Origin of the sequence: Terricaulis silvestris (assembly GCF_009792355.1) — a bacterium.
Lineage (GTDB): Bacteria > Pseudomonadota > Alphaproteobacteria > Caulobacterales > Aquidulcibacteraceae > Vitreimonas > Vitreimonas silvestris.
On the sequence record NZ_CP047045.1, the window covers coordinates 405,604 to 423,083 of the forward strand.

Sequence of the window (17,480 nt, forward strand, 5' to 3'; positions counted from 1 at the left end):
AGTAGCGATGACTAACTTTTTGATTTAGGGCGCGGCTTTGTCAAGCCAAATCGCTGCTGGCCCTAAGCAGCCGCTTTCTCCTTGGTAATTTCCGGAGTGCGCTCGGGGAAATGCTTCGAGGCCAGTTGCCGGACAACTTGGAGCGTGCGGCTCACGTCACGCTTGCCAACTCGCTCCACGACAAGCGTCGTTGTCGCGCTATCGGCTTTCTGCAAGTCAACAAATCCGCCGCCGCTAACGCCAAAATGGCCATAGAGCGCTTCTCCAAGATTGCGGACACGATGAAGCAGGTCATTGCCTTCATCGCCGACCATTTTCGGAAAAGTGATTGTGATCCGCCAACTCATCTCAACAAAATCTGCGCTCAATTGCTCGGACTCTCAACGTCCGTTCCCGGCGAACTTTAGCCTCGCGCCGTGGTGGCAGCGAAGGGCAGGTTTGGAGCGACTAAAACATCGCGGAAATCAGGTCGCCGACTATCGCCCGCCTCGTGAACATGAAACGCTTGCAGCGCATCTGCCAGGAAGAACGGCCTATGGTGCGCCGGATACGGTCGTTGCCAGTCGTTGGCCGGCTGACTAGATTCAATGTTTGAGAGAAACAACCGAAGGGAAACAAGTGATGCGCACGTGGTATTGCCTTCGCAGCTGCCTGGTTCGCCATATTCGCCGCACCCGACGTTGGATTCGCTCAAGTCGCCCAACAGCTGCCTCGCGATGTTCAGGTCACGCCGCAGCGGACGATTCCCAGCATCGATCCAGCGGTGCGCGTGTTGCTACCGACTGAAAGTGAAGCTGAGGCCGCACGAAAAATCGCCGTTGCTCGCGCCTTGGGCCTCCTCATTACGGACGCTGCCGCGCTGCAGCCGTCGCTTTGGCCGACACCCCGTCAGCCATGGGCTCCAAGCGGGCGGCGATCAGTCCCGTTATCTCGGCACGGTCCTCGGGTCTGAGCCACTGACTTCTCTGCGAAAACCGCTGCCACGGCTGCAAAAAGGGGGTGTAATTCGCTGATTTCCTCGTTATTTGCCTGTTTTTACAGGCCAGACCGGTTCACTCGTGACTGCGTCCACCGCCAGCCTTCCAATTCCTCAAGTTCCCTCACGTTTTTCGCGCCGATTAGCGTGAATGAAAGCTTTTTGAGCGACGACCGCGTGCAGGAGTAGGCACGTGCGCTGGCTATACCGTCAAAGCTATTTCGGCCCGGATCGGCGTTCAAACCGGTTCCAGGTGCGATTCTTCGAACGCCGCCACGAGGATGACTCGGGGACCCGCGCGTCGTTGATGACAAGCCTGAAGAAGCTCGCAGCGCAGGGCCTTCGTTGGGTCGACCATTTCAACTATTTCGGGCCGGATCGTCGCGGCGACGCCTTCAGCTATTTCTTCCTTGAGCGCCGCCGGCACGCGCACGTAGGGACGCCACCGCCGCTTCACGCCGCGCTGCGTCAGCTCCGCGTACGCGTTCTTGAAGTCGATAACGAGGATGCGCGCAAAGCCTTGCGCGAGCGCATCACGGCGACCGCGATCCTGGCCGACGCCCAAGGGCGCGCCGACATCGGCGACCTGCTGACGGAGCTGGCGAGCAAACTCGACGACGGCGCCCAAGGATTGGCCGCCGTCGTCCAATCAGAGCTGCTCCGCGCCGCGGCCATGCTGGGCGATATCGCACAGTCCTGAGCCGCCGGCGGCCTGTCCGCCGCTGAATTTCCAAGCTATTCCAGCGCATCCGCGATAGAGCGCGGCGTGTTGATAGCGATTGGACTTGAAGCTGCTTTCTGACAGCGACCCGTTTGTTTTGTTTGAAGACGCCCGTCCTGGCGGCAGCGTCGCGCGGTTGTTTACTGGGCCGTGCGAGACGGTCGTGGCTTGGACGCTGGATGAGGTTGCGCCGGCGCTTGAGGCGCTGCGGGCGGGGCTGAAACGCGGGCGCCATGCGGCGGGGTGGTTCAGCTACGAGGCGGGGCACGAGTTCGAGCCGCGGCTGGCGGCGCGCGTGAAGCGGCGCGATGCCGGGGCGTTTCCGCTGGTCTGGTTTGGGCTGTTCGAGCGCGCCGAGCTGGTGACGCGCGAAGCGCTGGAGCGGGCTTTGCCGGATGGCGCCGGGGCGTGGCTCTCCGCGCCGCGGCCGAGGATGACGCGCGCGGCTTACGCGCAGAAATTCGCGCGCACGCAGTGCTACATCGCCGATGGCGACGTCTATCAGATCAATCTCAGCTACCGCGCCGATCTCACGGTGCTGGGCGATCCGCTGGCGGCTTACGCGCGTCTGCGCGGCGCTGGGCAGGGTGGGTGGAGCGCTGTCGTGTACAATGGCGATCAATGGCTGCTGTCGACATCGCCGGAATTGTTTTTCCGTTTGTCCGACGGCGCCATCGAAGCGCGACCGATGAAGGGCACGGCGAAGCGGCGTAGCGATCCGGAGGCGGATCGCTTGGTGGCGGAGGCGTTGCGGCGCGATCCGAAAGAGTTGGCCGAGAACGTGATGATCGTCGATCTGCTGCGCAATGATATTTCACGCCTGGCCAAGCGCGGTTCGGTGCACGTGTCGGAGCTGTTCAAGGTCGAGACCTATCCGACCCTGCACACGCTGACGTCGACGGTGAAGGCTGAGATCGAGGATAAATACGACGCCGTCGATGTGCTGCGCACGTTGTTTCCGTGCGGATCAATCACTGGCGCTCCCAAGATCCGCGCCATGGAGATCATCGACGAACTTGAGACTGATGAGCGTGGGGCGTACACAGGTTCGATCGGCTGGATGGCGCCGGATGGATCAGCGGAGTTCAACGTGGCGATCCGCACCATCGCGATCGATGGCGCGCGCGCGGAGGTTGGCCTGGGCGCGGCGGTGGTTGCCGATTCCACACTGGACGGCGAATGGGAGGAGTGCCGCACCAAGGGCGCTTTCATTACCGCCAACGCGCCGGCGTTTGATTTGATCGAGACGATGCGGTTCGAGCCGGGCGCGGGCGTGAGCTGGATCGAGTTGCACTTGGCGCGGCTGGAGGCGTCGGCGAGGACGTTTGGTTTTGGCTTCGACGCGGCGGGCATTCGTGACGCTATCGCGGCGGCAATAGCTGGTGCGGCGCCGAGCGTGGTTCGCTTGTTGCTTGGCGCGGATGGGTTGCCGCGTATTGAGCTGAAGCCGCTGCCGGCGTTTCCGGCTGCGGGGGCGAGCGTGGCTGTGGCGCCTTTACCCGTCGATGCGCGGGATTTCAGGCTTCGCCACAAGACAACGTTGCGCGACTTCTACGACGACGCGCGGGCCGGTTCGGACGCTGACGAAGTTGTTTTCTTGGATGGTGAGGGTTTCGTCACCGAGGGCAGTTTCACCAACGTGTTTGTTGAGCGTGATGGCATGCTGGTGACGCCGCCGTTAATGCGCGGGCTGTTGCCGGGCGTGTTGCGCGCGGACCTCATCGCCAGCGGTCGCGCGCGCGAGGGCGATCTGCGCGCGGCTGATCTGGGGCGCGGGTTCTTTGTCGGCAACGCCGTGCGTGGGCTTGTTGCGGCGCGGTTGGCGACGCCGGTGTTGCGGCGCGCTGCGTCGTGAAGGTCATAGATCTTGGCAATTTCGACGCGGCGGTCACGCGAGCGGCGGACGAGATTCGCGCTGGCGGCGCTGTGATCTATCCGACGGATACAGTCTATGCGCTCGCGGTCAGCGCGGTGTCGGAGGCAGCGCTGGACCGCGCCGATCGCGCCAAAGGACGGGCGCCGGCGGCGAAACCGCTCTCTCTGTGCGTTGCCGATCTGGAGCAGGCGGCGGCGTTCGTGGAGATCGACGATCGCGCGCGCACATTGGCGGACGCGTTTTTTCCGGGCGCGTTGACGATGGTGTGCTTGTCAAAGAACGTGTTGCCGGCGCGGTTACAGGCGGGATTTCCGGGCGTGGGAATTCGCGTGCCGGGGCATCCGTTCGGACCGGCATTGGCGCGTGCACTCGGGCATCCGATCACCACCACCAGCGCTAACGCGTCCGGCCTGCCGCCGGCAATTGACGCAGCGAGCGCGCAGGCGGCGTTCGCGGGCAGTGAGTTCGAGCCTGCGCTGCTGATCGATGGCGGGCCGGCGCCGATCGGCATGGCGTCCACGGTGATCGATCTCACTGGCGGCGAGGTAAAGCTGCTGCGTGAAGGGGCAATCCCGTTCCGAGCTGTGTTGGATGCGCTGCGCGGCGCTTAGTGCGCTTTTCTCGCTGCATCGGCTCAGCTACGTCTCTCGCCGCATATGAACGCCATCGCTACCACCCGCGCTACAACGAGATCGCCCGAAGAGACTGTCGCGCTCGGCCGCGCGCTCGCGGCGGATTTGCGCACGGGCGACATCGTGCTGGTGTGCGGGCCGATGGGGGCGGGGAAGACGTATTTGGCGAAGGGTTTGATCGCTGGCATGGGTGGCGCTGCGGAAGATGATGTTGCGAGTCCGGCGTACGACATCGTGCATCAGTTCCCCGGACGCGAGATGGTGTTTCACTACGACCTGTTTCGCCTGCAGCAGCTGTCCGGTGAGGACGTCGAGTGGATAATGGAATTGCTGCAGCAAGACGGTGTGCACGTGATCGAGTGGGGCGATCGCCTCGAAGGCGCGCTGCGCCGTCCGTTCGCGAAGATCACGATTGGATTTGGTGAAAGTGACGAAGATCGTGTGATCGATATTGAGGGGGCGCAGCCATGACCATTGCCGCGCTTGACGCCTGCGGCCGTTACGCCGTCGCCGCTGTAGGGCTTGGCGACGTCACTTTCTATGCGGCGAGCGATGCGGGGGTCGGCGCGGTTCGCGCTGTGTATTCGAGTTTCGACCGCGTGTTGGAGAAGGGCGGCGTCAAGCCGTCCGAACTCGACGCTATCGTCGTCAACACTGGCCCCGGTTCTTGGACTGGCGTGCGTGTTTCGGTGACCTACACCGCGAGCCTGGCGTTCGGCGCCGGCGCGCGTGCGTATGGCCATTCCGGTTTTGCCATCGGCAAGCGGCTCGCGGGCGGCGTCGCGTTCATCGACCAGCTGGGCAAGACGATCGCCGAACAGGGCGCGGGCGAGGCGCCGCTTTTAGTTGAGTTGTTTGCGGAGATTGGCGCCGACGACTATCTCTCGCGCAGGCAGGCATGGCTGGATCAGATGCTGGCGCTGGGCGCGGAAGCCCTGGCTGCCGGTGAAGCGGGTGATCCGCTCGATCTGCAGACGACATACTTTCAGGAGTTTCTCGCGGGCGCGCGGAAGTAACATGGGTTTGGTTCTCGGCATCGAAACGGCGTGCGACGACACCGCGGCGGCAGTGGTGGACGAAGATTTGCGCGTGCGATCGAGCGTGGTGTGGGGGCAGAAGCAGACGCACGAGCAGTTCAACGGCGTGGTGCCGGAACTCGCGGCGCGCCGGCATGCGGAAGTGATTTTGCGCGTGGTGAAGCAAGCGCTGGAGGAGGCGGGCGCCAAGATGAGCGATCTTTCGGCGATCGCCGTCAACAACCAGCACGGTTTGATCCGATCTGTCGTTGTCGGCGTCGCGGCGGCACGTGGGTTGGCGTACGCGCAGGGCGTGCCCCTTGTTCCGGTGCATCACGTCGAAGCGCATGTGTTTTCTGCGATCATGACCAATCCGGCGCTGTTCGAGCCGCATATCTGTCTGGCTGTGGCGGGCGGGCACAATGCGCTCATCCATGTGCATTCTGTTGGCGATTACGAAGTGATCGGGCGCACGCTGGACGACAGCGCGGGCGAGGCGTTCGACAAAGTCGGCTCGTATCTGGGTTTGCCGTTCCCGGCAGGCGCGCAAGTGGACAAGCTCGCGCGCGGCGGCAATCCGCGCGCGTACGATTTTCCGCGGCCAAAGCTGAAGGACGGTTCGCTCAACTTCAGCTTCAGCGGGTTGAAGACGCCGGTGCGGATGGTGGCCGAGAAGCTGCAAGACGGCGCTTCAGCAGCCGATGTTGCGGCGAGCTTCGAGCGCGCTGTCGTCGATGTGTTGGTAGCAAAGACGCTCGCGGCGGCGGAGCAGTGCGGCTTGCGCCAGGTGAGCGTGGTCGGCGGCGTGGCTTGCAACACATTGCTGCGCGAAGAACTGCCGCGTGCAGGTGCGAAGGCGGGAATCGTAGTGACATTCGCGCCGCCGCGTTTGTGTACGGATAATGCCGCGATGGTGGCCGGATTGGCGCAGCACAAGCTGCGCGAGGGGGCTGTGGGCACGCTCGACCTTGACGCCACGCCAAACGCGCCGCTCGGCCGCCGTGGCGCCAACTATCGGCCAAATCAATCCGCCTGACGGCTATCCGCCGCATTCTGTAATCCTGCGCGGCGCACGCTCTTGATCTCGTGCGCTGCGGCGCTACGCCTGCACCGGAGGGAGATCGTCATGAACCTGAGCCGCCGCTGCTTTGCACAAGCTTCTCTGGCAGCCCTTGCCGCTGGCTGCGGTCGCAGCGAACGGGCGCCTGATCTCATTATTTTCGGCGGGCCGATCTACACCGGTGTTTCACGGACGCCGCGTGTCGAAGCGCTGCGCGTGCGCGACGGGCGCATCGTGTTCGCCGGCGCATTGGAAGAGGCAACCGCCAACCGCGGCAACGCGCAATCGATCGATCTCGGTGGCGCGGCAGCGTTTCCCGGCTTCACGGATTCGCACGTGCATCTCACCGGCGTTGGCATGGCCGCGTTGCAACTCGACCTTGTTGGCGTGGAGTCAATCGCGACGATGCTGGAGCGACTGCGCGCGTACGCAGCGGCGAATACGGAGGGGCCGATCTATGGCCGCGGCTGGATCGAAACGCATTGGCCGGAGCGCCGCTTCCCGAACGCTGCAGACTTGGACGCTGTCGTCAGCAATCGCATCGTTGTTCTGGAGCGCATCGATGGCCACGCTGTTGTCGTCAACACGGCGGCGCTGACGCTCGCCGGCATCAACAATAACACGCCGAACCCACCGGGCGGCAGCATCGAGCGTGATGCGAGCGGCGCGGCCACCGGCATGCTGATCGATAACGCAGCCAGCCTCGTGCAGAGCCGATTGCCGTCGCCGACGCCGGAGATGATGCGCAACGCGTTACGCCAAGCAGCGCAATTGTACGCACAGCGCGGCTGGACGGGCATTTCCAACGTCAGCACCACTGCGCAAGAGGCGACGTTCTTTGAGGAATTGGCGCGTGTGGGCGAGATGCCGCTGCATGCGAGCCTTTATATGGATCCATCGGCACTCGACCCGCTGTTCGAGCGTGGGCCTTATGTGGACGCCACGGGCCTGGTGCATGTCCGCGGCGTGAAACTTTACATGGATGGCGCGCTCGGATCGCGCGGCGCTGCGCTGTTGTCGCCCTATTCGGACGCGCCAGGCGATGGCTTGCTCGTTACGCCGGTGGACGAGATTCGCGACCTGTTGCGGCGTGTGCGTGCCGCGAACGCGCAAGCCGCGACGCACGCGATTGGCGATCGTGGCAATCGCCTGGTGCTTGACGCTTATCGCGATACCTACGCAGACGCGCCGGATGCGTTGCGCGGCGCGCGCTGGCGGATCGAGCATTCACAGATCATCGCGCCGGAAGACCTGCCGCGCTTCGGGCAGATGGGCGTGATTGCGTCGATGCAGCCGTCTCACGCGATCAGTGACCTGCATTTCGCGCCGGCGCGGCTGGGGACGAACCGGCTTGCGGGCGCGTATGCGTGGAAGGCGTTGCTGGAGTCCGGCGCCGTCATTGCGGCTGGCAGCGATGCCCCCGTCGAGAAGGGCGATCCGTTGATCGAATTCTATGCGTCGTTCTACCGCCACGATCTCAGCGGCTTCGCCGGTCCCGAATGGCATCTCGATCAAGCTGTCTCGCGCGACCAGACCCTGCGTACGTTGACCTGGGGCGGCGCTTTCGCGGCGTTCGAGGAGGCCGATCGCGGCACGCTGGAGGTTGGCAAGTTTGCGGATATCAGCGCGTTCTCTGTCGATCTGATGGAGGCCGAACCGGCCGCCATCCCGACCGCGCGTGCGGTGCTCACTGTGAGTGGCGGACGGGTCACCCACTCCGCCATCACCTGAATCCGTTGGTTGCGGCGCCGAGGACACACCTCACGGACCAGGCCTTCCCCCGTTGGGCCAAAGGCCCTTGCCAAACCCAGCATTTATGACCTAGTCCTAGAAAAGACACCGGTGGCAAAAATAAAGATAGCGGTGTCATAGGGATGAAACGGGGTCTTTTCGCGTAAGGGCACAAGCTGCTCATTGCGACCTAAGGCCCGCCGGGGAGGAACTTATGGCGGTTAATAAGTCGGCGGCGCGTAAAGCCCGTGGCAGCGTCTCGTTGTTTGCGCTCGGGGCCGCATTGGGTCTGGTCGCGGCGGGTCCCGCACTCGCGCAAGAGGGGGCGCAGCCCGAGGAAGACGAAATTGTCATCACCGGGTTTCGCGGCTCACTGGCGCAAAGCCTTGAGGTCAAGCGTGACTCGAATGGCTTTGTCGACGCCATCACCGCAGAAGACATCGCGGACTTCCCCGATCTCAACCTGGCGGAATCCGTCCAACGCATTCCTGGCGTCGCCATCGACCGCGACAGCGGCGAAGGCCGCTCGATCGTCGTGCGTGGTCTCGGCGCAGAATTCACCCGCGTGCGGGTCAACGGCCTCGAAGCGCTGACCACCACAGGCGGCAAAGACGGCTCCGGCGGCAACAATCGCGGCCGTCAGTTCGACTTCAACATTTTCGCTTCCGAGCTCTTCAACTCGATCACCGTCCGCAAGTCCTCCTCAGCGGCGGTTGAAGAAGGGTCATTGGGCGCGACGGTGGATCTGCGCGCGGCCCGGCCGTTCGACTTTCAAGACTTCACGATGGGTCTGTCGGGTCAGGCCGGCTACAACGACTTATCCGAAACCTACGATCCACGCGCCACGTTCCTCATCAGCAATCGCTGGGAAACGCCGATCGGCGAGTTCGGCGCTCTGTTCTCGGTCGCCTACACGCACCGCAACGTGCTGGAAGAAGGATCAAGCACGGGCCGTTGGGAAAACCCGAGCGTTGGCACCCAGATCACTGGCACCGCGAGCGGAACGGCGTTTCCGTGTCCGACGTCGACCGCACCTCCCGGCGCCAATTACAATCCGTCGAGCGGCCCGCCGCTCACCTGCGCAGACATCGGCGTTGGCACCGTCAACCCAGCCCTGATCGTATCGCCAACCAACCCAGCGCCGGTTGGCACCGTCAACAATTCCTGGCACCCGCGCATTCCGCGCTACGGCCGGCTGGCTTACGATCAAGATCGCCTCGGCCTCACAACGGCGCTGCAGTGGCAGAACGACTCCACTCAAGTGTCGCTCGATTGGATGCACGCCGAGTTCACCGGCACGCGCCAGGAAAACTATCTCGAAGTTATCGGCTTCAGCCGCGCCGGACAGGGCGTGCCGCAGATGGATGTCGTGGCCTATGAAATCGATGATCAAGGCCGCCTCGTCGCCGGCACCTTCGATGATACGGACGTGCGCGTCGAAGAGCGCATCGACGAGCTGAACACCTACTTCAACGAATACACGCTCGGCATCGAGCACGAGTTCACCGATCGCTTCCGGATGAACTTCCTCGCCGGCCAGGCGGTCTCGCATCACACCAACCCGGTGCAGTCGACGGCTTCGTTGGAGCGCTACAATGTCGACGGTTATCAGTACGACTATAGCGGCGACGATGCGCGTCCGTTCTTCGATTACAATTTCGACGTCACCAACCCGAACAATTTCGTGTTGAGCAACTCGGCTGCGCAGGGCGATGCTTCGCTAATTCGCATGCGGCCAAGCGTGACGGACAACACCGTCGAGACCTTTGCGATCGACTTCGAGTACGACCTGAACGAGCAGTTCTCGTTCTTGTTCGGCGCATCACAAAAGAGGTTTGAGTTCTTCACGTCGGAAGTGCGCCGCACAAACAACACCGAAGTCGCGCCACCGCTCGCCGCCGGCGACTGCAACAATGACGGCGTCCGCGGCGATTGTACGATGGCGGACATCACCCATCTGGTCACTGACTTTGGCCGCAATCTCGACCTGCCGAGCGGCACGGACACGGCGTGGGTCGTGCCCGACCTCAACGCCATCGCGAACGCGTTCAACATCAATTGCAACTGCATCGATGAAGGTGCGAACGGGGTCTACAACTCCACCGCAGGCGCTGACTTGATCCTCGGAACGCCTGATGACGTTCTCGCCGGCGACGACATTGACTATCGCATGAACGTCAACGGCTTGTTCGCGGGTAACCGCCAGGTCGAAGAAACCAGCAACGCGGGCTTCGTGGCGATAACTTGGGACACGACGCTGGCCGGCATGCCCGTGCGTGGCGACTTTGGCGTCCGCTACTTCGAGACCGAGGTGAATTCCTCGGGCTATCTCGGGCCCATCCAGGTCACGGCCCAGAACTCGTACACTGACACGCTGCCGTCGCTGAACCTCGTCGTCGAGCCGCATGAAAATTTCCTCGTGCGCTTTGCGGCGTCGCAGGCCATCTCGCGTCCGGACTTGCCGCGCCTCACGCCTGGCGGCCAGATCAACGTCACCGCTGGCGGCGTCTCGATGAGCATCGGCAACCCGCTGCTCGAGCCGATCCGCTCGACCAATTACGACCTCGGCTTCGAATGGTATTTCGACGAGGAGGCGCTGGTTTCGGTGTCCTTCTTCCGCAAGGATATCGAGAGCTATCAGCAGGTCGTGCAGACGGCGACGACATTCGATCAAACTGGCATTCCGGCGTCGCGCCTTGACGGCACTGCGCAGGACGGTGTGGACCCGACAACGATACCGACAAATATGGTGGGCTTCCAGAACACGCCTGGCGGCGAACTCAACGGCTACGAGATCAGTTACCAGCAACCGTTCACGTTCCTGCCGGGCATTCTCGCCAATTTCGGTACGATCCTGAACTACACGCATGTCGAATCCGACATCGAGTACTTCCTGAACAACGCCGGGACTCAGACGGTGACACTGCCGTTGCTGAACCTGTCGCCCGAAACTTGGAACGCGACGCTCTACTATGAGGACGGTCATTTCAGCGCCCGTGTTTCGGCGGCGCATCGCGATTTGTATCTGACGGGGCCGTTTGCCGGCATCAATGGCAACGACTCGCGGGGCAAGCGCGAAACGCTGAACGTCGATACGGCGGTGAGCTACACGTTCAACGACCACATGACGTTCACCTTCGAGGGCATCAACTTGACCGATCAGGCCGATGACCGCTGGCTCAACTCGACGCTCGATTTCACCGAGAGCTTCGAACACACCGGACGGCAATACTACGTCGGCTTCCGCTACACCTACTAAGCAATCCGGCATCTCCGGGGGGGCGCCGAGCGAAAGCCCGGCGCCCTTTCGAGTCGGGGAAGGGACGGCTAGGATGATCGCCCGCGCTCAATCGTGCAGCGGAGACGCCGTGTCACCGACCGAAATGCAGCAACAGATGCGTGAAGCGCTGGCGTTGTTTCAGTGCGGTGATGCTGCTGCCGCAGAGGCGGCGCTAAAACCGGTGCTGAGCGCCGCGCCGCGCGATCCGAATGTTCGCCACCTCGCGGGTCTTATACGCCGCGCGCAAGGTGATGCTGACGCCGCGCTGGTCGATTTTGACGCGGCGCTCGCCGCTGCGCCGAGTGCGGCGCGCGTTCACGTGAATAGGGCAGCCCTTCTGGCCGAACTCGGGCGTCACGAGGAGACGCTCGCGGGATTGGATGCGGCGGCGCGCCTAGGCGTTGATGATATCGCGCTTTGGCGTGCGCGTGGCGTCGCGTTGAGTCATCTGGAGCGGCATGTGGACGCCATTGCAGCGTTCGACCGGGTTCTAGCACTGGATCCGAACGCCGCCGATGCGCGCGCCAACCGTGCGCGCGCCTTGCTCGCGGAAGGTTGCTACGAGGAAGCGATTGCTGATTACGATGCGCTGCTCTGCCTTGATCCCGGCGATGCCGGATTGTGGGACAATCGCGGTGTGGCGTTGTTCAAGCTTGATCGGCTCGATGAGGCCGAGACGAGTCTCGCGCGGGCGCTTCAGCTTCGACCGGATCATGCGAGCACGCTCTCCAATGCCGGTCTCGCCTTGTTTGGCCTCGGCCGGCCTGACGAAGCGATCGCCGCATTCGATCGCGCGATTGCCCTCAACGAGGGCGCTGATTCAAGAGCCCTGGCGACACTCCACTATAACCGTGGCATGGCGCAACTCGCGCGCGGCGCCTTCGATGCAGGATGGCAAGGTCTCGAACAGCGCTGGGTGGCGGGGATGGTCAATTCGCCTCGCGTCGATAAAGGCGAGCCCGAATGGCGCGGCGAACCCGTTGAAGGCGTCCTTCGCGTCTGGCCTGAGCAAGGGGTAGGCGACCAGATTCTTTTCGCACGATTGGCCCCGCTTGCGCGCGAACGAACAGGGCGTGTCGTGCTCGAATGCGATGCGCGACTGGCGCCGCTGTTCATGCGTTCCTTCCCGGAGATTGAAGTTGTCGCGGAGTACGCGCAACCGGCGGCGGCGCAGTGCGCGCTTGGCAGCCTTGGCGCTGTGATGGGAGTTGAGCGCGAGGATCTCGCCGGTGGCGCCGCGTTTCTGCGCGCTGATCCGCGCGACGCAGGGGAAATACGGACGCGCTACGCCGCGTTGGCCGCGGGCCGGCCGATCGTTGGTATTGCTTGGGCCTCCATCAGCCCGGGTCGGGGCGAGTGGAAGACGGCGTCCTTGTCGCATTGGGGGCCGCTGCTGAAGCAGGACTGCTTCTTTGTCAGCCTTCAGTACGGCGACACGGATGCCGACATCGCAGCGGCTCGCGAGGCGTTTGGCGCCGATATTCATAGAGATGCGGCGATCGATCAATTCGAAGACCTCGACGCCTTCGCGGCGCAGATCGTGGCGCTGGATCGTGTCGTGTCGGTGTCGAATACGACAGTGCACATGGCCGGCGCGCTGGGCGTCGACTGCATCGTGATGCCGCCACCGGCGCGCGGCAGGCTCTGGTACTGGAGCATCCAGGGCGACACGACGCCTTGGTACGCAAGCGTGCGTGTGATGCGCCGCAGCTTGCGCGAAGACTGGACAGATCAAGTCGCTCGCGCTGCGGCGGTCGCGGCGCGCAGGGGAGCGAGTCAATGACGACGCGACGTGATGCTCTGCAATCGCTATTGCTTGGCGGGGCCTTCGCGTCCGCACCGAGCGCGACGTTAGCGCAGGACAACTCGCAGCTATGTTCACGCGCGCCTGGAGACTGGTCACATCTGACCTGGGGGCGTGGCTTCGAAGACCAGCGCATCGCCGATCTCGGCGACGGCGTGTTTCGCAACCCGATCATGTCCGGCGACCGTGCCGACCCCACCATCCTGAAAGACGGCGCCGGCTATTGGATGACGTTCTCGTCGTTCGATTCGTATCCCGGCGTGATGATCTGGCATTCGCGCGATCTGGTGAACTGGAGCCCGGTCGGTCCCGCGCTGCGCACGCCAATTGGTTCGGTATGGGCTTGCGACATCGCTAAGCATCGCGGTCGCTACTACATCTACATTCCCGCGCGCACCCCGCAGAGCCGCTCCAACTATGTGATCCACGCGCGCTCGATGCGTGGTCCGTGGAGCGAGCCGATCGACCTCGATCTTCCGATGCACATCGATCCCGGCCATGCAGTCGGCGAGGATGGCAAACGCTATCTCTTTCTTTCAGGCGGGGATCGAGTGCGTTTGACTGACGATGGCCTCGCTACGGATGGGCCCGTCGAACACATGTATGATCCCTGGCGCTATCCGAGCGATTGGGACGTGGAGAGTTTTTCTCCCGAAGGGCCGAAGATCACGCGCCACGGCGACTACTTCTATCTCGTGACCGCCGTCGGCGGCACGGCCGGGCCGCCGACGGGGCATATGGTGATTGCCGCACGTTCGCGTTCGATCCACGGGCCATGGGAGAATTGCCCGCACAATCCGCTCGTGCGCACGACCGATGCGCGTGAGAAATGGTGGTCACGGGGGCACGCGAGCTTGGTGGAGGGGCCAGGGGGCGATTGGTGGAGCGTCTATCACGGCTATGAGAACGGGTATTGGACGCTTGGACGCCAAGCGCTGCTCGATCCGATTGAGTGGACGGATGACGGCTGGTTTCGGTTCCGCGGCGGTGATCTCTCGCAAGCGATGCCCAAGCCTCGCACGCTTGTGCCACCGGCGTCACATGGCGTTGCGCTGTCGGATGATTTCTCGACGGACAAACTCGGGGCACAGTGGGCGTTCTATGATCCCGGCCCCAACGAACGTAATCGGCTGCGATACGAAGCTGGCGCGCTCGTCCTCGAAGGGAAGGGTGATACGCCGGCCAATTGCTCACCGCTTACCTTCATTTGCGGCGACCAAGCGTATCGGTGCGAAGTCGAGATCGAAGCCGAAGGCGACGCGACGGGCGGCGTACTGTTTTTCTACAACCGCCGGCTCTATTGCGGCCTCGGCATGAGCGCGACGGGCCGCGTGCAGCACCGCCAAGGGCTCGAACGGCGCGGCGCGAAACCGCCCAATCTCGGCAACCGCTTCTTCATCCGGTTCGAGAACAACCGCCATATCGTGACATTCCACACCTCGCCGGATGGGCGCGCGTGGACAAAATACGACGTGCAGATGGAAGTGTCCGGCTATCACCACAACACGGCATATGACTTCCTCAGCCTCCGACCCGGCATCTATGCTTCGGGGCAAGGCCGCGTCCGCTTCCGCAACTTCAAGTACCAAGCGCTATGAGAGTGGCGCCGCTCACCCTTGGCGGATTGGTCTGCTCGATGGCTCTTGGCGCGGTTGCGTTCGTTTCACCGGGCTGTGCGTCAGCGCAAGAGGCGGCGCGCTGGAGTGAAGCGATTGTTGAACAGGACGATGCCGTCTTCGCTTCGGCGCAAATGCGCGCGGTGGCTGACAACGTCGTGCTGCACCAGTCCGCCGCAGGCGGCTGGCCCAAGAACACAAATTTGGCTGACCCCCCGGCGGGCCCTGCCTCGCCAAACGTAGCGAACACGATCGACAATAACGGCACCACGCTGCCGATGGAGTTTCTCGCGCGCGTGATCAGTGCTGGCAGCGCACAGTATAGGCCATCCTTTGAACGGGGTTTGGACTACCTCCTTGCGGCTCAGTACGCAAATGGGGGCTGGCCGCAATTCTACCCGCTGCGCGGGGGCTACTACGATCACGTCACGTTCAATGACAACGCGATGATCCACGTGATGACGCTGCTTCGAGACATTTCAGGCGGCGAAGCGCCTTACGGATTTGTTGACGCCGACCGCCGGCGACGCGCTGGCGAGGCGGTGGAACGTGGTCTTGCGCTCATCCTTCGTACGCAAATCCGGCAGGGAGATGCGCTCACAGCTTGGTGCGCGCAGTACGACGGCTCCTTGCATCCGGCCTGGGCGCGTGCCTACGAACCGCCGTCGCTATCGGGTGCTGAAAGTGTAGGGATTGTGCGCTTTCTCATGGCGATCGATCATCCTTCGCCTGAGGTAATCGCCGCCGTCGAAGGCGCAGCGACGTGGCTGAGCGTCTCAGCCATCGAAGGTGCGCGGGTTGAAACGTTCACTGACGCAGAAGGGCAGCGCGACAGGCGCGTTGTAGACGACGCGAACGCGCCACCGATTTGGGCGCGGTTCTACGAACTGGAGACCAATCGGCCGCTCTTCCTGGGCCGAGATTCTGCCTTTCATTACACGTTCGCGGAGATAGAACGCGAACGCCGCGCGGGATATAACTATTATGGCGATTGGGCGCGCACGGTGCTCGATCGCTTTCCTGCGTGGCGCGCCCGCGTTGGAGCGACCCAAGGTCGATAGATGATAAGCGTCTTGAATGAACTCTGCTGATCTGCAGGCGCGTCTTGGACAAGCGCAGCACTTGCTGACGCGGGGCGATATCGTCGGCGCGACACACATGCTCGAAACCATGTTGAAGGCCGCGCCTGGTGAACCTAATGCGCTGCACATGCTTGCCGCCGCGAAGCATCGCGCCGGAGATTGCGCGGGTGCGCTCAAGCTTTTCGATGAGGCCACGCGCCGCGCGCCGCTCGTGGCGGCGTTCCAATTCAACCGCGCCAATCTGCTGCTGGAGATGGGCCGCAACGCGGATGCCCTCGATGGTTACGATGTGGCGCTAACGCTGAGGCCGCAGCACGCGGAAAGTTGGCGCAACCGGGCGCGAGCGCTTCGAGAGTTGGGGCGCGCCGGCGATGCGCTTGCGTCGTCGGAAGAGGCGCTTCGGTTGATGCCCAGCGATACCTTTGCTCAAAGCGAGCGCGGTTTGGCGCTGTTTGCGCTGCGGCGATTCGAGGATGCTGTTGCGGTGTTTGGGAGCGTGGCGGAGGCTGCGTCCAACAATGCCGATGCTCACTTCAATCTCGGGCGCTCGCTGCAAGAGTTGAATAGACTTGAGCAAGCCCTCGCCGCCTTTGATCGCGCCGCAGCGCTCGACCCGGCAAACGCGGACATTCAGCACAATCGCGCTGTCGTGCTGTTGTGGCTCGACCGACGTGATGAGGCGATTGCGGCATTCGATGCATCCCTCAGCCAACGACCCGGCCGTGTCGATACGCTCTACACCAAAGGTGTCGCGCATTTGGCGTTTGGCGAACTTGCAGACGGTTGGCCGCTTCACGCACTGCGGCGGCACCCGGGATCGCCGATCGCGATTAAGGACCTCTCGCGCGGCGAGCGTGAATGGAACGGGGAGCGCGTCAGCGTGTTGCGGCTGTGGCGAGAGCAGGGGGTTGGCGACGAGGTGTTGTTCGCGCGGCTCGCGCCGCTTGCCGCGCAGCGGGCAGAACGCTTGATCCTTGAGTGCAGCGAGCGGCTCGCGCCTTTGTTCGCGCGATCGTTTCCCGGTCTGAACGTGTGCGCGGTCGGAAATGCGCCGGTCGCGGACGCACAGTCTCCTGTCGGTGGCGTCGGACAGTTTGTCGCGCCGAATGCCGGGGCACTTGGCGATGGCGCGCCTTACCTCCGCGCCGACGGCGATCGTCTCTGTGCACTGCGTGCGCGCTATGTTGAGCGCGCGCGTGGCCGCAAGATCGTCGGCATCGCCTGGGCGTCGAACAACCAGCGGCTGGGTGCGCATAAGAGCACAGCGCTTGCCCAATGGGGCGCTCTGCTTCAACGCGAGCACTTCTTCGTCAATCTGCAGTACGGCGAAGTCGCTGCCGAAGGTGAACGCGCCGCCGCTCGGTTCGGCGCTGAGATCTATTCCGATTCCGATGTGGATCAAATGGCGAGCCTAGACGACTTCGCCGCGCAAGTGGCGGCGATGGACGCCGTCGTATCGATCTCCAACACTACCGTGCACGTCGCCGGCGCTTTGGGCGTGCGTTGCGTTGCGCTCGTCCCGCCCGGGCTAGGGTTGCTCTGGTATTGGGGCTCTGCAGCCGACACAACACCGTGGTACCGAAGCGTTGCGCTGGTGCGGCGCGCCTCGGATAAAGGCTGGGCCGAGCAGGTAGCGCGCGCGGTGGGTGTGCTTGAGCGCGACGAATGACGCGATGCAGGATGAGC

Annotated in this window: 13 protein-coding genes; 12 read left to right on the forward strand and 1 reads right to left on the reverse strand. The window is 63.3% G+C overall.

Annotation, left to right across the window (positions count from 1 at the left end; all coding sequences use genetic code 11):
• Positions 1–62 precede the first annotated feature (62 nt).
• On the reverse strand, positions 63–368 hold the full coding sequence (locus DSM104635_RS01895) for a hypothetical protein (protein ID WP_158764570.1): 306 nt from the start codon (positions 366–368) through the stop codon (positions 63–65).
• Positions 369–1,169: 801 nt separating this feature from the next.
• On the opposite strand from DSM104635_RS01895, the gene DSM104635_RS01900 reads away from it, so the two are divergent.
• The 12 genes from DSM104635_RS01900 (at position 1,170) to DSM104635_RS01955 (ending at position 17,463) form a co-directional block, all read left to right on the forward strand.
• Positions 1,170–1,676: a hypothetical protein gene (locus DSM104635_RS01900; protein ID WP_158764571.1), complete on the forward strand. Its 507-nt coding sequence runs from the start codon at positions 1,170–1,172 to the stop codon at positions 1,674–1,676.
• Positions 1,677–1,761: 85 nt separating this feature from the next.
• Positions 1,762–3,552, forward strand: a complete 1,791-nt coding sequence (pabB, locus tag DSM104635_RS01905) for an aminodeoxychorismate synthase component I (RefSeq protein WP_228445799.1) — start codon at positions 1,762–1,764, stop codon at positions 3,550–3,552.
• Positions 3,549–4,184, forward strand: coding sequence for an L-threonylcarbamoyladenylate synthase (locus DSM104635_RS01910; RefSeq protein ID WP_158764572.1), 636 nt, complete (start codon positions 3,549–3,551; stop codon positions 4,182–4,184). The genes pabB and DSM104635_RS01910 overlap by 4 nt, the downstream gene beginning before the upstream one ends.
• 45 nt (positions 4,185–4,229) lie before the next feature.
• A complete protein-coding gene (gene tsaE / locus DSM104635_RS01915; RefSeq protein WP_158764573.1) occupies positions 4,230–4,676 on the forward strand; it encodes a tRNA (adenosine(37)-N6)-threonylcarbamoyltransferase complex ATPase subunit type 1 TsaE in 447 nt (148 codons plus the stop codon).
• On the forward strand, positions 4,673–5,221 hold the full coding sequence (locus DSM104635_RS01920) for a hypothetical protein (protein ID WP_158764574.1): 549 nt from the start codon (positions 4,673–4,675) through the stop codon (positions 5,219–5,221). The genes tsaE and DSM104635_RS01920 overlap by 4 nt, the downstream gene beginning before the upstream one ends.
• 1 nt (position 5,222) lies before the next feature.
• Complete coding sequence (tsaD, locus tag DSM104635_RS01925) at positions 5,223–6,257, forward strand: tRNA (adenosine(37)-N6)-threonylcarbamoyltransferase complex transferase subunit TsaD (RefSeq protein WP_158764575.1); 1,035 nt, start codon at positions 5,223–5,225, stop codon at positions 6,255–6,257.
• Positions 6,258–6,347: 90 nt separating this feature from the next.
• Entirely contained in the window at positions 6,348–8,012 is a 1,665-nt protein-coding gene (locus DSM104635_RS01930) for an amidohydrolase (RefSeq protein WP_158764576.1), read from the forward strand.
• 214 nt (positions 8,013–8,226) lie between these two features.
• Entirely contained in the window at positions 8,227–11,271 is a 3,045-nt protein-coding gene (locus tag DSM104635_RS01935; protein ID WP_158764577.1) for a TonB-dependent receptor, read from the forward strand.
• 109 nt (positions 11,272–11,380) lie between these two features.
• On the forward strand, positions 11,381–13,075 hold the full coding sequence (locus DSM104635_RS01940; RefSeq protein ID WP_158764578.1) for a tetratricopeptide repeat protein: 1,695 nt from the start codon (positions 11,381–11,383) through the stop codon (positions 13,073–13,075).
• Complete coding sequence (locus DSM104635_RS01945) at positions 13,072–14,694, forward strand: family 43 glycosylhydrolase (RefSeq protein WP_158764579.1); 1,623 nt, start codon at positions 13,072–13,074, stop codon at positions 14,692–14,694. The genes DSM104635_RS01940 and DSM104635_RS01945 overlap by 4 nt, the downstream gene beginning before the upstream one ends.
• 2 nt (positions 14,695–14,696) lie before the next feature.
• Positions 14,697–15,773, forward strand: coding sequence for a pectate lyase (gene pelA, locus DSM104635_RS01950; RefSeq protein WP_228445800.1), 1,077 nt, complete (start codon positions 14,697–14,699; stop codon positions 15,771–15,773).
• 16 nt (positions 15,774–15,789) lie between these two features.
• Positions 15,790–17,463: a tetratricopeptide repeat-containing glycosyltransferase family protein gene (locus tag DSM104635_RS01955; protein ID WP_158764581.1), complete on the forward strand. Its 1,674-nt coding sequence runs from the start codon at positions 15,790–15,792 to the stop codon at positions 17,461–17,463.
• The last annotated feature ends 17 nt before the right edge of the window (positions 17,464–17,480 follow it).